Below are 26,077 nucleotides of genomic sequence, written 5' to 3'. Positions count from 1 at the left end.
CCACGGGAGGGCACCCCTCCCTTCCGGACGAGAACACCTCAACTCTTCAGGGACGACATGACTCAGCACAGCAGTGCACCCCAGGCCGAAGGCACCATGGAAGAGGCGACCCGGGACGTCCCGTCGGCGCTGCCCGGCGCGGCCGGCTGGTGGCGGGACGCGGTGATCTACCAGGTGTATCCGCGTTCCTTCGCGGACGGCAACGGCGACGGGATGGGCGACCTGCCCGGCATACGGCAGCGGCTGCCGCACCTCGCCGAGCTCGGGGTCGACGCCGTGTGGCTCAGCCCCTTCTACGCCTCGCCGCAGGCCGACGCCGGATACGACGTCGCCGACTACCGCGCCATCGACCCGATGTTCGGGACGCTGCACGACGCGGATGCCCTGATCCGGGACGCGCACGCGCTCGGGCTGCGCGTCATCATCGACATCGTCCCCAACCACTCCTCCGACCAGCACGAGTGGTTCAAACGCGCCCTGGCGGGGGACGCGGCGGCCCGGGAGCGCTACCACTTCGCGCCGGGCAAGGGCGCCGCGGGCGAACTGCCGCCGAACGACTGGGAGTCCGTCTTCGGCGGTCCCGCCTGGAGTCCGGTGCCCGGCTCGCCGGGGCTGTGGTATCTGCACCTGTTCGCGCCCGAACAGCCCGACTTCAACTGGGACCACCCCGCGGTCCGCGACGAGTTCCGCTCCGTACTGCGGTTCTGGCTGGACATGGGCGTGGACGGCTTCCGGATCGATGTGGCACACGGCCTGGTCAAGGCGGCCGGACTGCCCGACATGGGCAGCACCGAACAGCTGAAGCTGCTGGGGACGGCCGAACTGCCGTTCTTCGATCAGGACGGTGTCCACGAGATCTACCGCTCCTGGCGGCAGGTCCTCGACGAGTACCCGGGGGAGCGCGTCGGCGTCGCCGAGGCATGGACGCCCAGCGCCGAGCGCACCGCGCTGTACGTACGCGAGGACGAGCTGCACCAGGCGTTCAACTTCCACTACCTCAACACCGGCTGGGACGCCGCGGCACTGCGCGAGGTCATCGACGCCTCCCTCGCCTCGCTGGGTGCCGTCGGCGCGCCTGCCACCTGGGTGCTCTCCAACCACGATGTCGTACGCCACCGCACCCGGCTCGGCGGCGGCCACGCCCGCGGGCGCGCGGCCTCGCTGCTGATGCTGGCGCTGCCCGGCTCCGCGTATGTCTACCAGGGCGAGGAGCTGGGGCTGCCGGAGGTGACGGAACTGCCCGACGAGGCGCGCCAGGACCCCTCGTTCTTCCGCTCCAGCGGGCAGGACGGGCTCCGCGACGGCTGCCGGGTGCCGCTGCCCTGGGCGGAGGAGGAGACGGCGGACGGCGGCAGCTCCTACGGGTTCGGCAGCGGCGGCAGCTGGCTGCCGCAGCCGCCCGGCTGGGGCGCGCTTTCCGTCACCGCCCAGACCGGTGACGCCACTTCCACACTGGAGCTCTACCGCACCGCGCTGCGGATGCGCCGGGAGCGGCCCGAGCTGGGCGACGGCGAGCCGCTGGAGTGGCTGCCCGCACCCGAGGGCGTGCTGGCTTTCCGGCGCGGCGCTTTCGTGTGCGCGGCCAACACCCGTACGGAGCCGGTACGGCTGGACTTCGAGCCCGGCGAACTGCTGCTGGCCAGCCGCCCGTTGCCCGCGCAGCAGCCAGCAGGCGAGGCCGAGCTGCCCGGCGACACGACCGCCTGGTGGGTCGCCGGATGACGGGTGCCCTCACCGCCCGCCTCGCCGACATCGCCGCGCAGGCCGACGTCAGCGAGGCCACGGCGAGCCGCGTCCTGAACGGCAAGCCGGGCGTGGCAGCGGCCACCCGGCAGCGGGTGCTGGCCGCGGTGGACGTGCTCGGCTACGAGCGCCCCGCGCGCGCCCGGCAGCGCAGCGCGGGGCTGGTCGGGCTGGTCATCCCGGAGCTGACCAACCCGATCTTCCCGGCGTTCGCGCAGGTCATCGAACAGTCCCTGTCCGGCTACGGCTTCACGCCCGTACTGGGGACGCGGATGCTGGGCGGCGCGACCGAGGACGAGTTGGTCGGCCAGCTCGTCGAGCGCGACGTGTCCGGCATCATCTTCCTCTCCGGCCTGCACGCCGACCTGACCGCCGATCCCACCCGCTACACCAGGCTGGCCGAACGCGGGGTGCCGTTCGTCCTGATCAACGGCTACAACGACAGCATCAGCGCGCCGTTCGTCTCCCCCGACGACCAGGCCGCCGCCGCCATGGCCGTCGACCACCTGCGCCAGCTGGGACACCGGCGCATCGGGCTGGCCGTCGGCCCGGAACGGTTCGTACCCACCCGGCGCAAGGTCGCGGGGTTCACCCGGGCCGTGGGGGAGGAGCGACCGTACATCCAGCACACCCTCTTCACCGTCGAGGGCGGTCATGCCGCTGCCGGAGCCCTCATCGAGGAGGGCTGCACCGGCATCGTCTGCGGCAGCGATCTGATGGCACTCGGCGCCGTGCGGGCCGCCCGGCAGCGGGGCCTGGCGGTGCCGCACGAGGTGTCGGTGGTGGGCTACGACGACTCCGAGCTCAACGCCTTCACCGACCCGCCCCTGACCACCGTCCGCCAGCCGGTACGCGCGATGGCCAACGCCGCCGTGCACGCCCTGCTGGAGCCGATGGGCGGCAGCCCGATGGCGGACACGGAGTTCGTCTTCCAGCCGGAGCTGGTGGTACGGGGATCCACGGCGCACGCGCCCGGGCGGTGAGGCGGGGCACTCAGGGCACCAGCCCCGCCTCGTAGGCGAGGATCGCGGCCTGTACGCGGTTCTTCATCTCCAGGCGGGCGAGGATCTGGCTGACGTACGTCTTCACCGTGCCCTCCACCACATGCAGGCGCGCTGCGATGTCGGCGTTGGACAGACCCGCACCGACCAGGCCCAGGACTTCGCGCTCGCGGGGGGTCAGCGCTGCGGTGCGGGCCTGCGCGGTTGCCCGGCGGCTCAGTTGCCCGGTGGCCATGTGCGTGATGACATGCCGGGCGACGGCGGGGGAGAGGTAGGCACCGCCCTCGTGGACGGCGCGCACACCCGACAGCAGCTCCCGCGGGTCACCGGACTTCAGGACGAAGCCGGCGGCTCCGGAGCCGAGCGCGGTGGCGATGTACTCCTCCTCGCTGAAGGTGGTCAGCATCATCACCGCGCTGTCCGGGCAGGTGCGCCGCAGCTCGGCAGCGGCGCGCAGCCCGTCGAGCCTCGGCATGCGGATGTCGAGCAGGCACACATGCGGGCGGTGCCGCTGCGTCAGCGTGACGGCCTCCCGCCCGTCGGCCGCCTCCGCGACCACCTCGATGTCGGAAGCCGACGCGAGGATCGCCCGTATCCCGGCCCGGATCATCGCCTCGTCGTCCGCCAGCAGTACCCGGATCATCGTGCTCCCGTCCCCCGCTTCCGCCCCGTATACGGCAGCACGCTAACCCAGCGCGTGCCGGGCGTGCCCGGCGGCGGGTGAAGCCCTGACCAAAGTGCAGTGCCGCCGGGGACCAAGGGGCACTGCCCGGGCACCGGCCGCTCCCTACCGTCCCAGGTGAACGAGAACCACGGCACGGGGAAGGAACCATGCTCATACTGCGCGGACTGACGAAGAGATACGGCGCCAAGACCGCCGTCGACGACCTGTCCTTGGAGGTGGCGCCCGGCAAGGTCACCGGCTTTCTCGGCCCGAACGGCGCGGGCAAGTCCACAACCATGCGCATGATCGTGGGGCTGGACCGGCCCACCTCCGGGACGGCACTGGTCCGCGGGACGCCGTACGCCGAACTCGCCCGTCCGCTACGGGTGGTGGGCGCACTGCTCGACGCGCGCGCCGCGCACCCCAGGCGCACCGCCCACCAGCATCTGCTGGCCATGGCCCGCAGCAACGGCATCCCCGCGCGCCGGGTGCCCGAAGTGCTCGGCGCCGTCGGTCTGGCCGATGTCGCGGGCAAGCGCGCGGGCTCCTTCTCGCTGGGGATGGCCCAGCGGCTGGGCATCGCCGCCGCGCTGCTCGGCGACCCGGAGGTGCTGCTGCTGGACGAGCCCGTCAACGGCCTCGACCCCGACGGTGTGCTGTGGGTGCGCACCTTTCTGCGCTCCCTGGCCGCCGAGGGCCGGACCGTCTTCCTCTCCAGCCATCTGATGAGCGAGATGGAGCTGACCGCCGACCGGCTCGTCGTCATCGGCCGGGGCCGGCTGCTCGCGGACGGACCGACCGCGGATGTCGTCGGGGCCGGCACCGGCCCCACCGTGTGGGTACGCGGCCCGCAGCACGACGGGCTGGCGGCCCTGGCCGACCGGCTCGCACGGGAGGGAGCCGAGGTGACCCGGCCCGCGGCGGGCGAGCTGTCCGTGCGCGGCGTACCGCTGGAACGCGTCGGCGATCTCGCCCATGAGGCACATGTGCATCTGTACGAACTGCGCGCAGCGGAGGCGTCGTTGGAGGCCGCCTATCTGCGGCTGACGTCCCAGAGCGTGGAGTACGCCCAGGAACGGCGTACCGGCGTGGAAGCGGGGGTGTGACGATGGCTGCCGCTGTCGCGGACCCGATGACCTCGACCTGGCGGCGGAGCACCGCACTGCGATGGGCCGTGGCCGCCGAGTGGACCAAGCTGTGGTCCCTGCGCTCGACCTGGTACCTGCTGCTGGGGGCGCTGACGCTGACCGGGCTGATCGCCTCGGCCACGGGCGTCCTCACCCACGATCCCGGCGCCTCGCCCGCCGACTCGGCCGTCGTCGCCGAACTCAACGGCACCTGCCTCGTGCTGGCGGCGGTGGCCATGCTGTCGGTGACGGGCGAGTACGCCACCGGCAGTGCGACGACGGCCTTCCTGTGCGTGCCCGGCCGCGCCCGCCTGCTGGCCGCCAAGTCCCTGACGCTGGGCGCCGTCACCTTCGCAGCCGGACTGGGCTGCGCCCTGGTGGGCGTGGTCTGCGGTGCCCTGAGCCTGGACCGGAGCACCTTCCGTCTCTCGCACGTCACGGGGCAGGTGCTGGCCATCGGGGTGCACGCCGCGCTGGTGAGCCTGCTGACCTTGGGGCTCGCCGCCGTGGTCCGCAGATCCGCCGGGACGGTCACGGCCCTCTTCGGGCTGCTGTTCCTGATCCCCGTGGGGCTGGACGTCCTGCCGGGTGGTGAGGTCGCCGCCGATCTGCTGCCCGCCGGCGCCTCGGAGGCCCTGCTGCTGGGCGGCAACGGCACCTACGGCCGGTACGGCGCCCTGCTGGCCCTCACCCTGTGGGCCGTCGCCTCGCTGGCGGCGGCGCTCACCACGGTGCGGCGCCGGGACGTGTGACGGCGCGGCACCGGGATCAGTGCAGCGGTCGCGCCGAGTCGCCTGCCGCGCGGGTCGCCGACAGCCGGGCGGAGGCGTCCCGTTCGGCGCGTACGGCCAGGGTGTTGCCCCTCGCCTCCGCCGGGCTGTCCGCCAGGCCGCTGCCGCGGGCCCGCAGGCGCGTGACGCTCGCGTCCCCGGCGGCCAGTACGTACCAGTGGCCGTCTGTGGACTTCCACAGCAGCCCCGTGAGGACCTCCCGGTCGCGCGGCCCGCACGCCCGGGTGTCCTCCGCACGGGAGGTGACGGCTCCCGGGCGTCCCGGAGCGGCGGCCGAGGGCTGGAACTGCGTCATCACCCGGGCACCGGCACCGCGCCAGGTACCGGCCCGGGTGCACACCCATGCCGCCACGCCGTCCCCGTCCGGCAGCCGCTGCCGGGCGAACTGCCAGGAGTTGACGGCCTTGACGCCCCGGTCGAGCACCGCCGGGAGGTGGCACACCGTACGCGCCAGCCGCGTGCGGGCGGCGGCGCTCGTGGCCGGTGCCCGGCCCTTGCCGTCCGTCAGCCGCGCGGGGGTCAACTCGCCCAGGTCCGTGTACAGCTGCTCATCCCGCACCGTGCCGGTGCTGCCCCACAGCGCCAGGCCCGGCCAACTCTCGCAGTGCCGCGGCAGCGTGACGGGGAGCTGCACCGGCTCGGTGACCCCGTCCTCGCCGCGGGAGAGCGTCCGGCCCGTCACATCCGCCGGGTCGAGAAGATCCACCTCGGCGGAGCGGGTGATCCACGGAGCCGTCAGATACCGCACCTCCTCCTCGCTCCGGGCGACCACCAGCGCCCCGGACGCCACAGCGCCGGCCCCCGCCGTACGGGCCAGCTCCAGCGAGACCCCGTCCTTGGCGGCGGCCGAACCGCCGTCCGGGTCCAGCGGCTCCGAGTACCGCGCCACCCGCAGCCCGTCGTACAGCAGCACCACGGCGGAGCCCTCCAGCCGCCCCGCGTACAGCAGTTGGGGCGGTCCCGGGGGCGGGCCCTTCGGGGTGCCGGGCGTCGCACCGACCCGTACGTCGGCACGCGGCCGCGCCCAGGTGACCAGCGCCCGGCGCAGCAACGATTCATCGCGGGTGAGAGCGCCGCGTGCGGGCCACGCCGCGAAGTCCACACGGGAGGCCCGCCGCCAGGCACCGGCCCGCGCGCGGACCAGCGCGTCCGGATCGAGGGCGCGCTCCCCGTCGGTGCCCCGCACCAGTGGCGGCCGTGCCGCGGCGTCCGGCCCCCAGGTGTCCCCGGGCACCCCCAGCATCCCGGCACACACCACCGCCGCGAACACCGCGGCTCCTGCCGCCCGCCAGTACCGGCGCCGACGCACCACGTCGAGGAGGTGCGGGGGCTGCGCCGTACACAGCGGACACGGGGTTCCCGGCGTGGGCCGGGCGGTCACCTCTGTGCAAGCCTCCGCCATAGCGGCATCCGGGTCCTTCACCCGGGCGGCGCACAGCAGTTGCCGGATGTCCGGTTCGGCCATCCGCTCCAGGTGCCGCAACGCGTACGCGGCGCGGGCCGGAGCCCCGCCCCGCGGACCGGCCAGCGCCGCCCGCAGTACGCGGAGCCGCAGCCACACATACGCGGGGTCCTCGTCCTGCGCGTCCTCCGGCCGGAGCCGGGGCCGGGGGAGCGCCGCCGTCGACGTACACCGCCGGGGAAGCGCCCCGCGGGTCACTGCGTGTGCCCGGCGGGGGCTGTCGCCCAATACGCAGTACGCGAGACGGACCAGTCTTTCGTAGTGCTCCACGAGGGCGAGTTCGGCTTGCTCGACGTCCAGCGTGCCCTCACTCACACCCCAAAGAACGATCCCCCTCCCCCCGGGTCACCACGAGTGGGTGGGGGCCCAACCCTGGCGCCACCCCAGATATGGGCGCCACGTGCGGCAAAAGGGCAGCAGCCCCCGGGCGGAGCTCCCTCACGTCAATAGCTCAAGCACACGCGGAAGGGGGTTCTAGGGGGGCGAAGCCCACCTGGCGGGGGGCCGTTGGGGGGCGGAGCCCCCCGACACGACCTGTCGGCGGCAGCCGAAAACGAAACAAGGCGTGCCCCCACAAGCACCGGCAGGCAGCCGAAAACGAAACAAGGCGTGCCCCCACAAGCGACGTACCCCCCACCCGCGGAGCCCTCACACCGTCACACAGGCACCTCAAGGGTGATCATGGTTGGCCCCCCGGAGGGGCTGTTCAGGGCGAGGACGCCATCGAACCGGGCGAGCCGCCGTTGGACGCCGCTCAACCCGGAGCCGGCGTCCAACGAGGCCCCGCCCTTGCCGTCATCGGTGACCGTCACCCGAATCCCGGCGCCCCCCGAAGCGGGGGCGACGTACAGCACATCGAGCCACACCTTCCCCGCCTCCGCATGCTTGGCAGCATTCGTGAGCAGCTCACTCACCGCGAAGTACACCGCCGTTTCGACGGGCTCGTCGAAACGGCCCGGCAGTTCGATGTCCTCCTCGACAGGGACCGGCATCCGCAACGCCAGCGCGCGCAGCGCATCCGGCAGCCCGCGCTCGGCGAGCACCGGCGGATGGATGCCCCGCACCAGATCCCGCAACTCGGTCAGCGCCTCCGCGGAGTTCTCCCGCGCCTGGGCGATCATCTGTTTGGCGCGGGCCGGATCCCGCTCGACCAGAGCCTCGATGGTGCCCAGGCTCATCCCCATGGCAACGAGCCGCGCCTGCGCACCGTCATGCAAGTCGCGCTCGATACGGCGCAGCTCCGCAGCGGAAGCGTCCACAGCGTCGTGCCGCGTCTCGTACAACTGCTCCACCCGCTGCGCCAGCAGCATCTCGCGGGTGGGCTCCAGCATCGCCTTGGTGATCTGGTGGTTGATCGGCAGCATCGGCGGCAGCAGCGCCGTGACGAAACCGGCTGTCATATCGGCGGGCAGCCACGCCATGTCCCGCCACGTCGCCGGGTCCTTGAGCAGCAGTATGCAGAGTTCGAAGTGGCCGACGATGCCGCTGTGCCGTTCGCGCGGCCAGGGGCGGTACGGCTCGGGCACCTCCAGACCGCCCCACTCGCGGACCAGCCGCCGCCGCTGCCCGGCGTACCAGCGGAGCGCCAGCTGGGTGGGCGGCGTGGTGATGACGCCCACCCCGATGGGCAGCAGCGCGATCGAGACGAGGCAGAGCGTGAACAGCAGGATGGACAGGGGGAGCGTGACGACCGCGAGCGCGGGTCCCCGGACGAGCGCAAGCATCAACTCGTGCGTCTGTACCGCGGCCCGCGGTCTGTCCTCCGTCACGTTCCCGTGTCCTCCGCCCGTTCCCCGCCCGTCGTTGCCCCGCCCCGGCGCTGCCTGCCGGCCCTACCGGGCCTGCCAGTCCGCGAACTCCACGAGTGCGCGGTCGCCGCTGCCGCCGTTGGTGGCCGACATGAACAGACCGGCGTCCTGTTTGCCTGACGCGCTGGGCACCTCGACGGTTGAGACCGTACGCCACGAGGTGCCGTAGTCGCTGGACAGCTCTCCCTTGTAGGAGGTGCCGGACCGGGAGAGCCGCAGCAGGACCGGGGCCTTGACGCCGGGGACCGCCCGGTAGGTGTCCAGGGTGCCGTCGCCGTTGCTGTCGTACGACAGGACGACGCCGTTGCCCGGGGTCACCGCCAGGTTCACGAAGCCGCCCGATGCCGGCTCGGCCAGCCGGTTGCGGACGACGATGCCCGCACGGGCCCATGGGCCGCTCTCCTGCTGGGAGACGACCTTCAGCGTCACCGTGCCGCCGTCGTCCAGCGCCTGCGGACGGTAGACGGTGCCGAACTCGGCGGTGGCCTTCCACAGGTCGGCGCCCGCGCCGTCGATCGCCCAGCGCCCCTCCAGATGCCCGAAGGCGGCGTCGTTGGTCGTCGCGGTCCGTACGTCGTCGGGGAGTGCGCCCGCGCGGTAGATCCGCCCGGCCTCGACGGTGGTGACCCGCTCCTGGCCCTCGGGGCCGTTCTCCACCTTGACGGTGTACTCCAGCGGCTCCAGCGGCTCGGTCAGCCGCTGGTCGGCCGTGGTGAACCGCCAGCGTACGGTGGCCGTGCCGCCGGGGCTGATGGCGCGGTGCGAGGTCGGGTCCTGCGTCTCGGCGCCGTCCAGGCCGTGCAGCGCGAGATCGACGGCACCGGTGGAGCCCAGCCCGTTCTCGTTGCGGAAGACCGCCTCCACCGTGCTCGCCTTGCCCGGCGGGACGGCGCGCGGCTCGGCGGAGACCTTCAGTGAGCCCTGGTAGGGCGCCTTGACGAGGAGGTCACGTACCCGGGTGGCGGTGGTGTACGGGTCGGCGAGCGGCCTGGTGGGGTAGTCGTTCGTCTTCTTCGTCCAGGGCTCCTCCTGCGCGTACCAGTCGAACTTCTTGGGGGCGCGTCCCTGTTCGAGCGCGTCCTGCAAGTCGTCGAGGAACGCCTTCCACTGCGGGAGGTGGAAGTCCCGGATGAGGCCCTGCCAGTCGCGGTTGGCGTAGTTGGCCAGGTGGCCGCCGTCGGCTGTGGGGCGGTCGGCCCAGGTGGTGACCAGTACCCGTGCCGTGCGCTCCAGGTCGGCGCGCTCCTTGGCGGAGGCGGCGGAGCCGCGGGCCGCCGCCAGCCAGGGGCCCAGCAGGAAGGCGCGGTGGCCGCCGGACATCTCGTCGGCCAGCTCCATCAGCTTCAGCCACAGCGCGGCCAGCTTCTTGAAGGTCGCCGTGTCCTTCTTCTTGTAGGCGGCCTGGAGCTGCGGAATGAGCGACCAGGAGCGGTTGGCGAGGACCTGGCGGCCGGTGTCGGTCAGGTCGTAGCGGTAGGCGTCGCTCTTCCGCAGCTGCGCGCCGACGCCCAGCAGCGCCTCGAACGCGGCGTCGAAAGCGGGCAGGTCGAAGGCCGGGGTGTGGGTGGCGTAGTAGGCGCCGGAGCGCGCGGTCAGGCTGGGGCGCGCGGCGAAGACGCTGTCGTGCGGACGGCCGTCCTTGCTGTTGATGCGGTACGCGGTCTCCCGAAGCGCCGTCATCGCCTTCTTCGCCTGGGCGTCCGCGCCGCCGTAGCGGATCTTCGCCCAGTTGTCGAACCAGGTGCCGCGGTCGACCGGCTGCTGCCGCCACGCCAGTTCGGCGAACAGCTCCAGCGCCGCCGCATCGCGGTGGGTGGCCTCCGGCATGTAGCAGGTGCCGACCAGCTTGCTGCCCCGCTTGTCGCGCCAGGCGGTGAAGCGCTCCGTCCACATATGGGTCTTGGCGCCCATGGTGGTGCGGCCGCCGAAGTTGGGGATGGTGCCGAACGCGTACGGCACTCCGCCCCAGTCCTTCTCCCGGTCGGTGACCCGGTCCAGGTCCGAGAGGCCGTCGACGATGAGCATCTTGTCCTTGGCCGCGAGCCCGTCGAGCAGGTCACGGCGCGGATTCTCCTGCCAGCCGAGAATCACCCAGGTGGCGCCGGGCCGTGCGGTGTGCAGCGCCTTCTCCACGGCCCGCGCCGCCTCCGGCACCGGCACGTCACCGGGGTCGCCGCCCTCGTGCAGCAGATCCATCTTGAAGTGGTCGGCCTCGCCGAACAGTTCCCGCTGGTGCTTGTAGAAGGACGCCGCCACCTTGCGGAAGACCGCTGTACGCGGGTCCAGCCACGGCGGCCTCTCCAGCCCGCTCCACTTGCCCTGCGGAACGGTACGGCCGCCCTTGTTGCGCTTGGCGAAGTCGGCGGGGACGGTGCCGAAGTAGCCCGGCAGTACGGGATTCATGCCCAGCTGACGCATCCGCTCCACGATGCGCTTGCCCAGCGCGGTGCGCCGGTTCAGCAGCTCCGTGCTGACGGGGCCGCCGTACTCGGCCATGTTCTGCAGCAGCCACCACGGCTGGTGGGTGGGCGCCGGGATCCAGGCGCGGGCCTCCTGGTCGCTGTAGCCGAAGTCCTGGAGCATCCGGTGGTAGACGGCTTCCTGGCCCGCGGTGACCAGCACCTCGTTGAAGCCGTGCAGCGCCAGGACGTCCAGGAAGTGCTCCCAGTGCCCCCAGTCCGCGTACGGGGCCGTGTAGCCGTCGTGGGTGTCGTTGAGCGCGAACCGGTTGGGCACGGTGGCCCGCTGCGCGTGCTCCTTCCGGGGCGCGGGCAGCGTCGCGGGGAGGTCGAGCTGGCTGCCGGCCCAGGAGATGTGCGCTTCACAGCTGTACTTGAGGTACCAGTGCACGCCGGTCAGCAGCGCCACCGGGCCGGTGCCCGCCACCTGGATGCGGCCCGCGCGCCCGGTGACCTTGAACCGTTCGGGGCCGCCGATCTGCTGGAGCGTGATCTGGTCGGCGTGCCGGGGGAGCAGCCGCCGGAGCGCCGCGCGTGCGGCGTCTGTGGCGGGTGCCTTTCCCGGTGCGGCCGTCGTGGTCGGTGCGTGCTGTGCGCCCTGGGGTGCGCCCGCTCTGTCCGCTGCCATGGCAGGGAAGTACCCGTTCCCCAGCGCGAGACCCGCGCCGAGCGCCCCCGTGGTGCCCAGCACGGCGCGTCTGTCGAGCGGCGAGCGTGCCGGGGGGACCGAGCGCTGCGCGGACTCACCGGAGTCGGCGGATGCGTGGCGCCGGCCGGGGTCCCCGGACTGGTCGGACTTGTCGTATCTTTCGCGGTCGTTGATCGGTTCGTGCATGGGGGGCGCCTCCAGGTGACGGCATCCGGTCGGATGTCCTGCCGTATGTGACCAAAGACACGTACGGGGAGGCACGGTAACGAAGCGGTCAGCCTCGGTCGAGGTAGGCGAGCACGGCGAGTACCCGTCTGTTGTCGTCGTCCGAGGGCGGCAGGCCCAGCTTTCCGAAGATGTTGGAGGTGTGCTTGGCGACCGCCCGCTCGGTGACGAACAGCTGCGCCGCGATGGCCGCGTTCGACCTGCCCTGCGCCATCAGCTCCATGACCTCCTTCTCCCGGGCGGTCAGATTGCCCATCGGCTCGTCCTGCGCGCGCCGCGTCAACAGCTGCTGGATGACCTGCGGATCCATCGCCGTACCGCCCTCGGAGACCCGGCGTACGGCGTCCACGAACTGGTCCGCGTCGAAGACCCGGTCCTTGAGCAGATAGCCCACCCCGCCGTTCCCGTCCGCCAGCAGCTCGCGCGCGTACAGCTGCTCGACGTGCTGCGAGAGCACCAGCACCGGCAGCCCCGGCCGCTTGCGGCGGGCCTCCAGCGCGCATTGCAGTCCCTCGTCGGTGAACGAGGGTGGCAGCCGTACGTCCACCACGGCGACGTCCGGCTCCAGCTCCAGCAGTGCCCGGCTCAGCTCCGGCCCGTTGTCGACCGCCGCGGCGATCTCGAAGTCGAACGCCTCCAGCATCCGTACGAGTCCGTCCCGGAGCAGGAAAAGGTCCTCGGCGATCACGACACGCACGGAAAACTCCAAATTCGCAGCAGGTTGGGCCGTATGGCGCCAGGACGCCATGAATCTACCGGCGAATCTACCGGCCGGCGTCCTTGCGCAGGGCGGCTGCGACGGCATCGAGCCTGCCCTCCCCCAGCCTCCGGCCGGGAGGTACCCCCACGTGTGCGACCCCGAGCCCGTCCATGTAGTCGCGGACATGGACGAGGCGGCCGTCGCTCACCCGCAGCACCAGCAGCCCGGGAAAGCTGAACGGACGTCCCTCGGGTGCGACGGTCCCCGTCACCGTCTGCTCGACGGTGAGCACCTGAGGGTCCGTGCTCTCGTGTACGACGACATCGCGGATCCCGGTCGGTCTGGCCGGCGAGTCGTCCCACAGCGCGTGGTAGCCCGCCCGGATCTCCTCCCGCCCGGTGAAGCGCCCGGGCAGCCCCGGGAAAGTGAAGGGGAACTCGTGCACGCCGTCGACGGCGTAGAGGTCGGCCAGCGCGTCGGCGTCCCTGTCGAGCATCGCCTGGTGGTAGCGGGCCAGCAGCTCCTTCCCCCAGCCTCCGGCCGGGAGGTACCCCCACCCCGGCCGGGCCGACCGGTGCTGGATGAGGTCCCACCGGTTGCCGTACAGATCACGGAAGACGGCAACCGTCCCGTACGGCTCCTCGCGGGGGACCTCCTCGAAGTGGACGCCGACGGCGGTGAGACGGGCGTGCTCCGCCGCGAAGTCGGGAGTGCGCAGGAAGAACCCCACCCGGCCGCCGGTCTGGTCCCCGACCCGGCTGCGCTGCGCCGGATTCACGGCGCGGGCCAGCAGCAGTCCGGTGCCGCCCGGCGCGGGCGGCTCCACCACGACCCACCGCTTGTGTGCGTCGACGCGGGTGTCCTCGCGGACCGTGAAGCCGAGAAGGTCGACGTAGAACGCGAGGGCTTCGTCGTACTCCTCCACCAGCAGCGTCACCAGGTCGATCCGGCTCATCCCGAGTGTCCTTTCCGAGCGTTGTGCCTGGGGAGGGGGCTCCCGGGCCGGACGGGCGCGGGAGCCCCCTCCTTTGATGCGGCAAGTGCGGCTGGTCAGCCGATGAGGTCGCGTATCCAGTCGCGGTGCTCCGCGACGCTCGGGTAGATATCGGGCGTCGTGCCGCAGTCACCCACGGATCGGCTGGTGACTCCGGACAGCTGCCAGCGGCCGTTCACCTTCGTCAGCGCCGGAGCCCCCGAGTCGCCTCCGCACGTACCGGCGTTGCCGTCCGGGTTGTCGGTGCAGAAGTCTCCCTCACGGATGCCCCAGGCGTCTCCGTCCGTCTCGTTGGAGATGCACTTGGGGGTGTCCGGAGCCAGCACCGGCAGATCGATTTCGCGGTGCTTGACGGGCAGCTGCGAGGGGTCGTTGCCGGTCGCCTTGGTGTAGCCCCACCCGGTCGCCTTGACGGTCTCCCCGGCGGCCGGGGTGCGGGACGCCAGCGGCGCCGGCTTCTTCGACACCTTGGACGACAGCTTGAGGAGCGCGAGGTCGTCGGCGCTCCCGCGGTTCTCGTCCGTGTAGTCGTAGCCCGGGTGAACCACGATCTTCTTCACCTTGGCGACCTCGCCGCCCTGGGTCCGGTCGAGGGAGCCGACCCGCACATGGTAGGCGGCCGGGTCGTTGGTTCCCGCCGTGGTGGTGACACAGTGCCCCGCCGTCAGCACCCAGTCGGCCGCCACGAGGGTGCCGCCACAGGTGTGGCCGTCCGGGTCGTCGCCGCGCTGCTTCTGCAGGGAGACGACGAACGGGTAGTTCTCGGTGGACTCTTCACCGCCGATGATCTTCGTCTCGTATCCGGAGTCCCCGGACGTACCCGAACCCTGGGCCGCGTAGGCGACCGTGCCCGCCGTGGCGAGCCCCAGGGAGAGAGCCGATACGAACAGCGCACGCGCGGCCCTGCCGGTGCCCCCGGCACTGCGGCGCGCGAGGCGGTTTCCGAGGTTGTCCTGGCTGGTCTTGATGAGCCTGTCCTTTCTCTTCCGTCCCGGCGCCAGGCAGGCGCCGGGTCCTTGCTCTCTCGGGCGGAAGCCCCGCACCGCAAGCCGTAGTGGGCTCGCGGGGACGGGGTGGTGGCGCTGACCCGCCACCACGCGCGGTCGGCTGTCGTGCCGTGCGCCTGCCGCCGTCGAGGAGCCGCCGACGGTTGAGCAGCCGCCGCTGCTCAGCCGTCGGCGACGCTTTCCTCCAGCCGCCGCAGCGGGCTCGCCGTCCGCGCCGGGTCGCTGCTGGAGTACGAGTCGTCAGGGAGAGGGAGAGAGGCGACCGGTGCAGCCTGCGCCCAGCCGCGGCCCCGCGCCCAAGGGGCGTCGTCCACCCCGGGGGGCGCCCGGAAGGCGCCGCGCACCCTGGGGGCACCGTGCACGGGCAGCGTGGCCCATTGCGGAAACAGCGTCGCTGTCAGCCGGTGCGCCGGCTCCGCGTCGATGACCGGCGCCTCGTCCGGCGGAGCTCCCTCGGGTGGCGCCTCGTCGGGCGGCGCCTGGTCAGGCGGAGCCCCGCCGACGCCCTCTGCTCCGGCGTCGGCCACATCACCAGATGACACAAACATCTCCCCGTTACCTGTGGCACCTCTATCCCACCCTCTCAACTCCCGGTTGTCCACGGCTTTTTGAACCCGAACGTCGCGCCTCGCTGCCCCCTCTCGGGCCCCCGGCGTCTCGCTGTACCCCAGGCCCCGCGCCGCGCCGTCCGCCCGGTGGCTGCCGCACCCGCGCTTGTGCGCCCTGACGCCGCCCGGGATAAGGTGCGGCGACCGGCAACGGACGTTCGAGCGACGCGGTGACAGAGGGAGGTGAGACGCATTTCCGCTCCGGCAGACAACGCGCTCTCGCCCCACAGCGGGCGGCCCCGCAGATAGCGGAGGCCGTCGCGGGCGACGGGAGCGTTCCAGCACCTGGAAGGGCTTCCAAGCCATGCACCACCCCACCGACGCCTCCGGCCTTGTCGCCCAACTCCGCGCCGCGGGCTGCGTCTTCGCCGAGGACGAGGCACGCCTGCTGTACGAGACCGCGCGCGGCCCGGCTGAACTGCGGGAGATGACAGCCCGGCGTATCGCAGGGCATCCTCTCGAACACGTACTGGGCTGGGCTGAGTTCGCCGGCCTGCGGATCGCCGTCGACCCCGGCGTCTTCGTGCCCCGGCGCCGCACCGAGTTCCTGGTACGGCGGGCCGCCGCCTGCGCACCCGGCACGGGCGTCCCGGTCCTGGTCGACCTGTGCTGCGGTACGGGCGCGATCGGCGCCGCGCTGCTCGCCGCGCTGGGCGGACGCGGCGAACTGCACGCCGCGGACCTCGACCCCGCCGCCGTACGGTGCGCCCGGCGCAACCTCGCCGGGCCGCGCGTACACGTCTACGAGGGCGACCTGTTCGCGGCGCTGCCCGACCGGTTGCGGGGCCGCGTGGACGTGCTGACGGCCAACGTCCCCTACGTCCCCACGGCGGACATACCACTCCTCCCGCCCGAGGCCCGCGACCACGAGCCGCGGCCCGCGCTGGACGGCGGGCCCGACGGCCTCTCCCTGCTGCGCCGGATCGCCGCGGACGCCGGGGACTGGCTCGCCCCCGGCGGAGCGCTGTTGACGGAAACCAGCTCCCGCCAGGCCGAGGGGGCCGCCGACATTCTGTCCGCCGCCGGTCTGACGGTCACGGTCACCACCGACCCCGACCTCACCGCCACCACGATCACGGGCCGCCACCCCACAGCCCCTTGAGCCTTGCCGCTCCCCCTTTTCCCGCCGCGACGGCGATCAGCCCCCACCCGGGGACTCCAGCGGTGCCGAACGGCCAGGCCGGGCGCGGGTCGAGGGGTGGCCCTTCACACGTCGCGCAGCTGCAACTGCGCCGCGTGCAGCAGCGAAGTGACCGTCTCAGCGAAGCGCACCCCGTACTGGGGTTCCTCGCCGGTGCGGACGGCACTCAGCAGGGCGTCGACCGCGCGCCCGAACGAGACGGCGGGAGCCTCGTCGCGGACGGGGAGCTCCGCGACGCCCGGGGCGCCCCGCACCTCGGCCGTGACCCCTGCCGCTGCGGGGGTCACGGAGTGGGTCAGCGTGCAGCTGCTGGAGGCTCCCGAGGTGTGCCGCAGCACGAGGTGCACGGTGTCCCCGGCGCCGCCGCGTACTGCCGTGACCTCCTCGACGGGGCCGAGCAGCGGCAGCAGTACGGACAGCGCGTGCGGCCCCACATCCCACAGGGCGCCCTTCGCACGCCGCCAGGGGGAGGCGGTGTACGGCGAGTCGGCGCCGCCGAAGACGGGGGAGAGCCAGTCGGCGCGACCGACCTGCCAGCCGTCGGCCCGTGCTGCCTGCTCGCGCAGCCAGCCGCCGGTCGACTCGCAGAAGTGCAGCGTGAAGAAGACGACGCAGCCGACCCCGGACCGCTCGACCGCCTCGGCGACACCGCGGGCGGCCTCGGGTGTGGTGGCGACGGGCTTGTCGAGCAGCAGATGGCAGCCGGCGTTCGCCGCACGCACGGCGAGCGGCGCCTGGACGTCCGGCGGGAGTGCGACGGCGACCGCGTCACAGGCGTCGAAGAGCGCGTCCACATCGGCGTACGGCCGACTCCCGAGCCGCTCGGCGAGTGCCCCTGTGGGCTCGGCGCGCCGCCCCCACACCCCGACCAGCTCCACGTCCCGGTGCGCGGCGAGCGCGGGCCCATGGGTGCGCTCCGCCCAGGGGCCCGTTCCCAGCAGTCCGAACTTCATACCGGGCAGCCTACGAGGTCCCGGCGTATCCCCCATGGCTGCTCCGGCGGTGCGGCCCGGCCGCGAGGCAGCCCGGATTGCCCCATCAGTGCTGAATATCCCGCCACAGGTTCCCTCGTCCGGTGTGCCCCGTAGTCAGTGGTGAGGCGCTGGCGCAATCTTGGCGCCGGTCGGGTGCGAGCGAGGGAGACGGGCGATGGCGGAGCTGTTCATCGACGGGGAGTGGCGGCAGGCCACCGCGGGCGGGCGGCGGGACGTGATCAACCCGTTCGACGCCTCCGTGATCACCACCGTCGACGAGGCGGACGAGACCGACGTCGACATGGCCGTACGCGCCGCCAAGCGCGCCTTCGAGCGGGCCGACTGGTCCGCGGCTCCCACCCGGCAGCGCGCCGATGTCCTCTACCGCGTGCACGAACTGCTGCTGCGCGACCAGGAGGAGATCGCCCGCACCGAGACCCTCGACACCGGCAAGACCCTCACCGAGGCCCGCCTCGACATCGTGGACGTCGCGAACGCCTTCCGCTACTTCGCGGAGCTGGCCGGCAAGGACGGCGGCCGGGTGGTGGACGTCGCCCCCGACGTGCTCAGCCGCGTCGTCTACAACCCGGTCGGGGTCTGCTGTCTGATCGCGCCGTGGAACTATCCGCTGCTCCAGGCATCCTGGAAGGTCGCCCCGGCGCTGGTCGCCGGCAACACGTTCGTGCTCAAGCCCAGCGAGACGACGCCGCTGTCCACCATCGCCATGATCCGCCTCATCGCGGAGGCCGGGGCGCCGCCCGGGGTCGCCAACCTGGTGCTCGGCTCGGGCGGCACGGTCGGTGCGGCCATGACCAGCCACCCCGAGGTGGATCTGGTCTCCTTCACCGGCGGGCTGGCGACCGGTCGGCGGATCATGGAGAGCGTCGCGCCCGGCGTGAAGAACCTCGCCCTCGAACTGGGCGGCAAGAACCCCAACGTGGTCTTCGACGACGCGGACTTCACCGCCGCGCTCGACTACGCGCTGGACGCCGCCTTCCTCCACTCGGGCCAGGTCTGCTCGGCCGGTTCGCGGCTGCTGGTGCAGGAGGGCGTCCACGACGAGTTCGTGGAAGCGCTGGGCGCCCGGGCCGCCGGCATCCGGCTCGGCAACGGTCTGGAGCCGATGACCGAGTCCGGCCCGCTCAGCTCCGCCGAACACCGTGCGAAGGTGGAGGGCTATCTGGAGATCGGCCGCGAGGAGGGTGCCCGGCTGGTCACCGGCGGGCGCCGGCCGGACGATCCCGAACTGGCCAACGGGTACTTCCTGCTGCCGACCGTCTACGCCGACTGCGACCGGTCCATGCGCATCGTCCAGGAGGAGATCTTCGGCCCCGTCGTCACCGTCGAGCGGTTCCGCACCGAGGACGAGGCGGTCGAGCTGGCCAACGACACCCGCTACGGGCTGGCCGGCGGGGTGTGGACGAGCGACGCGGGCCGCGCCCACCGGGTGGCCAACCGGCTGCGGCACGGCACGATCTGGATCAACGACTTCCACCCGTACGTACCGCAGGCCGAGTGGGGCGGTTTCGGCCGCTCGGGCATCGGCCGCGAGCTGGGGCCGACCGGGCTGCGCGAGTACCAGGAGGCCAAGCACATCTACCAGAACCTCTCACCGGCCCCCTCCGGCTGGTTCAAGGGCTGAGCGGGCGAGTGAGGCGAGCATGAACGGACCCGAAGAGAACCCGGACAACCCCGGGAACACCGAGAGCGGCTACGACTACGTCATCGTCGGTGGCGGCACGGCCGGCTCCGTGCTGGCGGCCCGGCTGACCGAGGACCCCGACTGCCGAGTGTGCGTCATCGAGGGCGGGCCCAGCGACGTCGGCGACGAGCGGGTGCTGCGGCTGCGCAACTGGATCAACCTGCTGGAGTCGGAGTACGACTACGGCTACACCACCACCGAACAGCCCCGCGGCAACTCGTACATCGTGCACTCCCGGGCCAAGGTGCTGGGCGGCTGCTCCTCGCACAACACACTCATCAGCTTCCTCCCCTTTCCCCAGGATCTGGACGAGTGGGTGGAGCGGGGCTGCGCAGGCTGGGACCCGCTGACCGTCCTGCCGTACCGCAAGCGGCTGCGCAACAACATCGTCCCCGTCGGCGAGGACGACCGTAACCCCATCGCCCGCGACTTCGTGACCGCCGCAGCCGACGCGCTGCACGTGCCCGTCGTCGAGGACTTCAACCGCCGCCCCTTTGCCGACGGCGCCGGCTTCTTCTCCCTCGCCTACGACCCGGCCACGGGCCAACGCTCCTCCGCTTCCGTCGCCTACCTCCACCCGATCATGGACCGGCGGCGCAATCTGACGATGAAGCTGGAGACCTGGGCCTATCAACTGGTGCCCGACGGCGCGGGCCGGCTCACCAGCGTCCGGGTGCGGTACGCCGACGGCTCCACCGGCACCGTGCGCGCCGAGCGCGAAGTGCTGCTGTGCGCCGGGGCCGTGGACACCCCGCGGCTGCTGCTGCTCTCCGGTGTCGGCCCCGCCGACGAACTGCGAGCGCTCGGCATCGAGGTGACAGCCGACCTGCCGGGCGTGGGCGAGAATCTGCTCGACCACCCCGAGTCGGTGATCGTCTGGGAGACTCACGAGCCGCTGCCGCCGAACTCCGCGATGGATTCCGACGCCGGGCTGTTCGTACGCCGCGACAGCAGTCAGCCCCGCCCCGACCTGATGTGGCACTTCTACCAGGTGCCGTTCACCGTCAACACCGAACGCCTCGGCTACCCCACACCCCCGTACGGCGTGTGCATGACGCCGAACGTGCCCCGGGCCCGCTCCGTGGGACGGCTGTGGCTGCGCAGCTCCGACCCGGCCGTCCACCCGGCGCTGGACTTCCGCTACTTCACCGACCCGGACGGGCACGACGAGCGCACCATCGTCGACGGGCTGCGGCTGGCCCGCGAGGTGGCGAACACCGCGCCGCTGCGCGGCTGGCTGAAGCGGGAGATCGCCCCGGGCCCGGGTCTGAACTCGGACGCCGAACTGTCGGAGTACGGGCGGCGCGTCGCGCACACCGTCTACCACCCGGCGGGCACCTGCCGGATGGGTGCCGCCGAGGACCCGATGGCCGTCGTCGACCCGCTGCTGCGGCTGCGCGGCCAGGAGGGGGTGCGGGTGATCGACGCCTCGGTCTTCCCCACGATGCCGACCATCAACCCGATGGTGACCGTGCTGCTGGTCGCCGAACGCGCCGCCGACCTGATCACCGGGCGCCCCGGACCCCAGCCCGAGGGCGGCGAGCGCTGATGGACCAGCCCCAGCAGCCCCGGTCGGACGTGGCCGGCGACGACTTCGTCCCCGGCTCGGAGTTCCGCAAGGAGATGGGCCCATGGGCGAACTTCGCCCTCGGCTTCACCTACCTCTCGCCCGTGGTGAGCACCTACACCCTCTTCGGCTCGGCCCTCGCCGAGGGCGGGCCGCCGATGATCTGGGCGTTCCTGCTGGCGGGCTGCGGCCAGTTCCTGGTGGCGCTCGTCTTCGGCGAGGTCGTCGCGCAGTTCCCCATCGCGGGCGGCGTCTACCCGTGGGCGCGGCGGCTGTGGGGAATGCGGTGGGCGTGGATGACGGGCTGGGTCTATATGTGGGCGCTGCTGGTGACGATCACCAGCGTCGCGTACGGCGCCGGTCCCTACATCGCCATCCTCTTCGGCTTCGACTCGAGCGTCCACACCACGGTGATCTGCACCGTCATCCTCATCCTCGTCTCCGCGCTGATCAACTACGCCGGTACCAAGGCACTGTCGCTCGCCGCCCTCATCGGCTTCAGCGCGGAGCTGGTCGGCGCCCTCATCGTCGGCGTCTATCTGCTGGTCACCCACCGCCACCATGGCCTCGGCGTCATCTTCGACACCCACGGCACCCAGGGCGACGGCTCGTACGCCCCGGTCTTCCTGGCCGCCGCCATCATCGGCTTCTACCAGTACTACGGCTTCGAGGCCTGCGGCGACACCGCGGAGGAAGTCGCGCACCCGGGCCTGGTCATCCCCAAGGCGATGCGCCGCACCATCTACGTCGGCGGCGCTGCCGCCACCTTCACCTGCGGTTCGCTGCTGCTGTCCGTCACCGACTACGGCGCGGTGATCTCGGGCAAGGACACCGATCCGGTCGTCAACGTCCTCTTCGACGCGATGGGCGAGTTCGGGGCGCGGCTGGTGATGGCCGTCGTCCTCATCTCCTTCCTCTCCTGCACCATCAGCCTCCAGGCCGCCGCGGGCCGTCTCATCTACTCCTACGCCCGCGACCGGATGGTCGTCGGCCACAAGCTGCTGCGCCGTTTCTCGCACAAGCGGGCCGTGCCCGAGGTGGCGCTGCTGGTGGCGGCCGTCATCCCCGGCCTGATCGCGTTCGGTTCGCTGGTCTCCGAGGACGCCCTCACCAAGATCGTCTCGTTCGCCATCCTCGGCATCTACGGCTCGTTCCAGATGGTCGTCCTCGCGGCGCTGCGGGCCCGGCTGAAGGGCTGGCGCGCCACCGGCGAGTTCCAGCTCGGCCGCTGGGGACTGCTGGTCAACAGCACGGCCCTGGCCTACGGCATCTTCGCCATCGTCAACATCTGCTGGGCCCGCACCCCCGAGGAGCCCTGGTACTCCAACTACATCGTCCTCCTCTGCGGCGGTGTCGTCCTGGCCACCGGGCTGCTGTACATGTTCACCACCCACCACTACGGCCGCGGCGACGCCCCCTCAGGCGATGCGATTCCGCAACGCTGAGGGGGTGCGGTAAGGGCAATCGTGGGCATCCAGGTTGGGCCCGCCCAGGGACCGCCGTCCTGGTTACCGGACGTGCTCCGGGGGCCGGTCCCCCAGCTGCGGCGGCTGCCCGTAGGGCCCCGCGCCCCAAGCGTCCAGCGGCGTCGCCCCCGCGGGCAGATGCGAGGCGGCAACCGGAAGCACAGCCTCGCCGTGCTCCATCCGCGGCAACCAGCGAAGCCATCGCGGCAGATACCAGTTCCGCTCACCCAGCAGCATCATCACGGCGGGCAGCAGCACCATCCGCACCACGGTGGCATCCAGCAGGACGGCCACCGCGAGGCCGACGCCCATCTGCTTCATGTCCTGCATCGACAGCGTCGCGAAGACCGAGAAGACCGCGACCATGATGAGCGCCGCACCGGTCACCGCCGAGGCCGTGGCCCGGATTCCGTCGCGGATGGCCTCCCGGGTGCTCATGCCCCGGTCCTTCGCCTCGCGGATCCGGGAGACCACGAAGACGTGGTAGTCCATCGACAGGCCGAACAGTACGACCAGTACGAACAGCGGCATCCACGACTCGATGGCGCCGACCGCCTCCGTCCCGAACAGCGAGGCACCCCAGCCGTGCTGGAAGACCGCCGTCATCACCCCGTACGCCGCACCGACCGACAGCAGGTTGAGGACGATCGACGCCAGCGCGATGGGCGCCGAGCGGAAGCAGACGAGCATCAGCAGGAAGGTGACGACGGTGATGAAGACGAACACCGGCACGATGCCGTCCTTGAGCTGGTCGTTGAAGTCCTTGGAGCCCGCCAGCTCCCCGGTGACATAGACCTGCCCGCCGGCGGCGGCCGGCGCCAGCGTGTCCGGGACGACCGTATGGCGCAGGACGTCCAGTGCGGCCAGTGAGGTGTCGTCGGTGCCGTTCCCCGCCAGCGGTACGTCGATGACGGCGACGTTCTCCTCGGCGTGCACGGCCGTCTCGACGCCCCGCCCGAAGTGCTCGGTGTCCTTGCGGACCGTCTCCTTGAAGTCCGCGAGCGCCGCGCGGGCCTCCGGCGAGCGCACATCGTCGGCCTTGAGGACGACCCGGGCGGGCTCCGGGCCGCCGGGGAAGGTCTCGGCGATCTTCTCGGCGTTGACCCGCAGTTCGGCGCCCTTGGGCATCTGCTTGTCCAGCGCGAGCTGTTCGGTCTTCATCCCGAGCGCCGGTGCGGCCAGTACGAGCATCGCCGCGGCGGCGAGTACGGCGAACAGCCCCGGAGCCGCCAGCACCGGGCGCAGCAGCGCCCCGGAGACCCGGCCGGCCGGCTTGCGCCACCCGGCGGCGCGGTCCCGCTTGCGGCCGCCCAAGAAGGGAACCCTGCCCTTGTCGACGCGGTCGCCCAGCCAGGACAGCAGCGCGGGCAGGATCGTCACCGAGCCGAGCATCGCGATGAAGACGACCAGGATCGTTGCTACGGCGAAGCCCTTGAACAGCAGCAGGCCCGACAGGAACATGCCCGCCATCGCCACCATCACCGTCACGCCCGACACCAGTACGGCACGGCCGCTGGTGGCCGCGGCGATCCGCAGGGCGGTCTCCGCGTCCCGTCCCGCAGCCCGCTCGTCCCGCTCCCGCCGCAGATAGAACAGGCAGTAGTCGACGCCGACGGCGAGCCCCATCAGCAGCATCACCGAGTTGGTCGTCTCCTCCATGTGCAGCCGGCTGGAGACCAGCGCGAGGATGCCGTTCGCGGCGACGAACGCGGTGATGGCGAGCGCCACCGGCAGCAGCGCGGCCACCAGCGCCCCGAAGGCCACCAGCAGGATGCCCAGCGCCAGCGGAACGGCCGTCCACTCCGCCTTGGCGAAGTCCTCGCCGAGCATCTTGCCGAGCCACTTCTCGGCGCTGGCCTCGCCGTACTGGTGGATCTCGATGCCGTCACCTTGGTGCGCATCGCGGACCTCGCCGACCGCGTCGATGACCTCGTTGATCGGCTTCTCGTCCTCCGATTCGGGGTCGCCGCGCATCTCGAAGCCGATCAGGCCCGCCTTGCCGTCCCGGGAGGGGAGGGGGTCGCGGACGTTCTTGACCCGGCCGGTGTCCTCGACGGCGCGGGTGACCTCGTCGGCGGTCGCCCGCCAGCCGCCCTTGCCGGTGCTGGAGACCATCACCGACTCGGTCGGCGGCTCCTCGATCCCGGCGTCCTCCAGGATGGCGGTCGCCCGCGCCGAGTCCCGTACGGACTGCTCGCTGTCGGTGGGCTCTGTCAGCCCGGCCATCCCGCCGAGCGTCGCGGCGAGTACGACGAAGAGCAGCCAGCCGAAGACTGCCGTCTTGCGGTGCCGGGTGCTCCAGCCGCCGAGCCGCGCGGCAAGCCCCGGGCGGGGCGTCCGGGCGGACGTTCCAGTGCGGATGGGTGTGGGTGGTCTGTGCATCGGGCTCTCCCCGTTTCCGTCGGTCGGCCTGGCCTTGCCGGGCAGCAACGACGTTAGAAACGGCGGGCCGACGGCCACAGCCGCCGAGCACCCGTAGCGCGGAGGCGCGAACACCCGTGCCGGAGAAGCAAAAGGAGAGCCGGACGGTGGTGCTAGGTCTACCTACGGGACGGTAGCCCGGACCAGTGCACGGGCGGGCGGCAGAGCGCAGACTGGCACGGTGACCCGGAAATCGGGCAGCGGAGGATGACGGAGCTGGGGGCGAGTGGTGACTGGGGTCAAGGGGACGGCGACGATGCGGACCGACGGCGCGGAGTGGTCGGCCGTGCCGCGGCCCCGTATGGGCAGCCCGGCGGCATCGCTGCTGGCGGCTGGGCGCGGCCTCGTGCTGATGGTGCTCTCCATCGGCTTCTCCCTGGCCCTGTTCGTGACGACGCTGGTCTCGCTCGTGCTGACGCTGCTGGGCATCGGTCTCTTCTCCACCCCGTGGCTGCTGTACGTCGTGCGGATGCATGCCGACCAGCGGCGCGCGTTGGCCGGCGAGTGGGCGGGCCTGAGCGTCCTCACTCCCTATCGGCCGCTGCCGCCGGGCCCGCACGGAGTGACGGGGCACGTCGAGCGCTGCGTACTGCTGCTCAAGGACCCCGCCACCTGGCGGGACTTCATCTGGCTGATCACCGACGCCGTCTTCGGCTTCGTCCTCGCCCTGCTGCCGGTCGCACTGATCGGCTACGGCATCGAGGGCTGGGTGATGTTCGCGGGCGTGTGGCGCGCCGTCGCGGGGGACTACTGGTACGGCTTCATCCACGTCGAGACCTTCGGCGACGCGGTGCAGTGCGCGGCCCTCGGCAGCTTCGTACTGCTCCTGGCCCGCTACGCCAACCCGTATCTGCTCACGGCCCACTTCCAGCTGGCCCGCGGACTGCTGGCCCCCACCAGGGGCGCCCTCCTCGCCCAGCGGGTGGAGCAGCTGTACGAGACGCGGCACGACGCCGTGGACACCTCGGCCGCCGAGCTGCGCCGCATCGAGCGCGATCTGCACGACGGCGCGCAGGCGCGGCTGGTCGCCATGGGCATGAGCCTCGGCACCATCGAGGCCCTGATCGAGCACGACCCCGCCAAGGCCAAGCAGCTCATCGCGCAGGCCAGAGAGTCCTCGGCGGAGGCGCTGACCGAACTGCGCGACCTGGTGCGCGGGATCCACCCGCCGGTGCTCGCCGAGCGCGGCCTGGGCGACGCGGCGGAGGCCCTCGCCCTGCGGATGCAGATGCCCGTCGAGGTCGACGTCGAACTACCGGGACGGTTCGCCGAACCGGTGGAATCGGCCGCCTACTTCGCGGTCAGCGAGGTCCTCACCAACGCGGTCAAACACGCGGCGGCCGAACACATCTGGCTGGACATCCACTACACATACGACGCGGGCGGCATGCTCCGCATATCCGTCACCGACGACGGGCAGGGCGGCGCCGATGTCTCCAACGGATCGGGCCTGGCCGGTATCGAGCGCCGACTGGGCCCGTTCGACGGCATCCTGGCCGTCAGCAGCCCGCCGGGCGGCCCCACCATGGTCACCATGGAGATCCCCTGCCGCCCCACCTGAGGCGTGC

Annotated in this window: 18 protein-coding genes and 2 pseudogenes; 9 read left to right on the top strand and 11 right to left on the bottom strand. The window is 72.1% G+C overall.

Annotation, left to right across the window (positions count from 1 at the left end):
• The first annotated feature begins 57 nt into the window (after positions 1-57).
• Both ACTWP9_RS18105 and ACTWP9_RS18100 read left to right on the top strand, forming a co-directional pair.
• Positions 58-1,722: a glycoside hydrolase family 13 protein gene (locus ACTWP9_RS18105; RefSeq protein ID WP_443247215.1), complete on the top strand. Its 1,665-nt coding sequence runs from the start codon at positions 58-60 to the stop codon at positions 1,720-1,722.
• Complete coding sequence (locus ACTWP9_RS18100) at positions 1,719-2,726, top strand: LacI family DNA-binding transcriptional regulator (protein ID WP_443247214.1); 1,008 nt, start codon at positions 1,719-1,721, stop codon at positions 2,724-2,726. Before ACTWP9_RS18105 ends, ACTWP9_RS18100 begins: the two co-directional genes overlap by 4 nt.
• 10 nt (positions 2,727-2,736) lie before the next feature.
• Here the strand turns inward: ACTWP9_RS18100 and ACTWP9_RS18095 are convergent, their stop codons facing one another.
• Positions 2,737-3,387, bottom strand: a complete 651-nt coding sequence (locus tag ACTWP9_RS18095; RefSeq protein ID WP_443247213.1) for a response regulator transcription factor — start codon at positions 3,385-3,387, stop codon at positions 2,737-2,739.
• 188 nt (positions 3,388-3,575) lie between these two features.
• Between ACTWP9_RS18095 and ACTWP9_RS18090 the strand changes: the two genes are divergently transcribed.
• Positions 3,576-4,514: an ABC transporter ATP-binding protein gene (locus tag ACTWP9_RS18090; protein ID WP_443247212.1), complete on the top strand. Its 939-nt coding sequence runs from the start codon at positions 3,576-3,578 to the stop codon at positions 4,512-4,514.
• A 2-nt stretch (positions 4,515-4,516) separates the two neighbouring features.
• Complete coding sequence (locus ACTWP9_RS18085) at positions 4,517-5,287, top strand: ABC transporter permease (protein WP_443247211.1); 771 nt, start codon at positions 4,517-4,519, stop codon at positions 5,285-5,287.
• 16 nt (positions 5,288-5,303) lie between these two features.
• On the opposite strand, the gene ACTWP9_RS18080 is transcribed toward ACTWP9_RS18085, so the two are convergent.
• The 8 genes and pseudogenes from ACTWP9_RS18080 to ACTWP9_RS18045 form a co-directional block, all read right to left on the bottom strand.
• A complete protein-coding gene (locus tag ACTWP9_RS18080; RefSeq protein ID WP_443247210.1) occupies positions 5,304-7,103 on the bottom strand; it encodes a hypothetical protein in 1,800 nt (599 codons plus the stop codon).
• 341 nt (positions 7,104-7,444) lie between these two features.
• Complete coding sequence (locus tag ACTWP9_RS18075) at positions 7,445-8,557, bottom strand: histidine kinase (RefSeq protein ID WP_443247209.1); 1,113 nt, start codon at positions 8,555-8,557, stop codon at positions 7,445-7,447.
• A 63-nt stretch (positions 8,558-8,620) separates the two neighbouring features.
• Positions 8,621-11,890, bottom strand: coding sequence for an alpha-N-acetylglucosaminidase (locus ACTWP9_RS18070; protein WP_443247208.1), 3,270 nt, complete (start codon positions 11,888-11,890; stop codon positions 8,621-8,623).
• A gap of 88 nt (positions 11,891-11,978) precedes the next feature.
• Positions 11,979-12,626, bottom strand: coding sequence for a LuxR C-terminal-related transcriptional regulator (locus tag ACTWP9_RS18065; RefSeq protein WP_443247207.1), 648 nt, complete (start codon positions 12,624-12,626; stop codon positions 11,979-11,981).
• 67 nt (positions 12,627-12,693) lie between these two features.
• Positions 12,694-13,140 (bottom strand): annotated as a pseudogene (locus ACTWP9_RS18060) (nuclear transport factor 2 family protein); the annotation flags it as partial.
• A 66-nt stretch (positions 13,141-13,206) separates the two neighbouring features.
• Positions 13,207-13,584 (bottom strand): annotated as a pseudogene (locus ACTWP9_RS18055) (VOC family protein); the annotation flags it as partial.
• A gap of 95 nt (positions 13,585-13,679) precedes the next feature.
• Positions 13,680-14,720, bottom strand: coding sequence for a S1 family peptidase (locus tag ACTWP9_RS18050; protein WP_443247206.1), 1,041 nt, complete (start codon positions 14,718-14,720; stop codon positions 13,680-13,682).
• A 71-nt stretch (positions 14,721-14,791) separates the two neighbouring features.
• Positions 14,792-15,172, bottom strand: a complete 381-nt coding sequence (locus tag ACTWP9_RS18045; RefSeq protein ID WP_443247205.1) for a hypothetical protein — start codon at positions 15,170-15,172, stop codon at positions 14,792-14,794.
• 370 nt (positions 15,173-15,542) lie between these two features.
• Between ACTWP9_RS18045 and ACTWP9_RS18040 the strand changes: the two genes are divergently transcribed.
• Positions 15,543-16,340, top strand: coding sequence for a putative protein N(5)-glutamine methyltransferase (locus ACTWP9_RS18040; RefSeq protein ID WP_443247204.1), 798 nt, complete (start codon positions 15,543-15,545; stop codon positions 16,338-16,340).
• A gap of 104 nt (positions 16,341-16,444) precedes the next feature.
• Here ACTWP9_RS18040 and ACTWP9_RS18035 read toward each other — a convergent pair whose 3' ends face one another.
• On the bottom strand, positions 16,445-17,332 hold the full coding sequence (locus ACTWP9_RS18035) for a Gfo/Idh/MocA family protein (RefSeq protein WP_443247203.1): 888 nt from the start codon (positions 17,330-17,332) through the stop codon (positions 16,445-16,447).
• 196 nt (positions 17,333-17,528) lie between these two features.
• Between ACTWP9_RS18035 and ACTWP9_RS18030 the strand changes: the two genes are divergently transcribed.
• The 3 genes from ACTWP9_RS18030 to ACTWP9_RS18020 are packed head-to-tail and all read left to right on the top strand — an operon-like array spanning position 17,529 to position 22,067.
• The gene (locus ACTWP9_RS18030; RefSeq protein WP_443247202.1) at positions 17,529-18,995 is read left to right on the top strand and encodes an aldehyde dehydrogenase family protein; all 1,467 of its coding nucleotides are present in this window, start codon (positions 17,529-17,531) and stop codon (positions 18,993-18,995) included.
• A gap of 19 nt (positions 18,996-19,014) precedes the next feature.
• The gene (locus tag ACTWP9_RS18025) at positions 19,015-20,604 is read left to right on the top strand and encodes a GMC family oxidoreductase (RefSeq protein WP_443247201.1); all 1,590 of its coding nucleotides are present in this window, start codon (positions 19,015-19,017) and stop codon (positions 20,602-20,604) included.
• Positions 20,604-22,067: an APC family permease gene (locus ACTWP9_RS18020; RefSeq protein ID WP_443247200.1), complete on the top strand. Its 1,464-nt coding sequence runs from the start codon at positions 20,604-20,606 to the stop codon at positions 22,065-22,067. Before ACTWP9_RS18025 ends, ACTWP9_RS18020 begins: the two co-directional genes overlap by 1 nt.
• A 63-nt stretch (positions 22,068-22,130) precedes the next feature.
• Here the strand turns inward: ACTWP9_RS18020 and ACTWP9_RS18015 are convergent, their stop codons facing one another.
• A complete protein-coding gene (locus tag ACTWP9_RS18015; protein ID WP_443247199.1) occupies positions 22,131-24,470 on the bottom strand; it encodes an MMPL family transporter in 2,340 nt (779 codons plus the stop codon).
• Between the two features lie 340 nt (positions 24,471-24,810).
• Between ACTWP9_RS18015 and ACTWP9_RS18010 the strand changes: the two genes are divergently transcribed.
• On the top strand, positions 24,811-26,070 hold the full coding sequence (locus ACTWP9_RS18010) for a sensor histidine kinase (protein ID WP_443247255.1): 1,260 nt from the start codon (positions 24,811-24,813) through the stop codon (positions 26,068-26,070).
• The last annotated feature ends 7 nt before the right edge of the window (positions 26,071-26,077 follow it).

The organism is Streptomyces sp. 3N207, from assembly GCF_052246355.1.
Taxonomy (GTDB): Bacteria; Actinomycetota; Actinomycetes; order Streptomycetales; family Streptomycetaceae; genus Streptomyces.
This window is presented reverse-complemented; position numbering and strand designations above follow the sequence as displayed.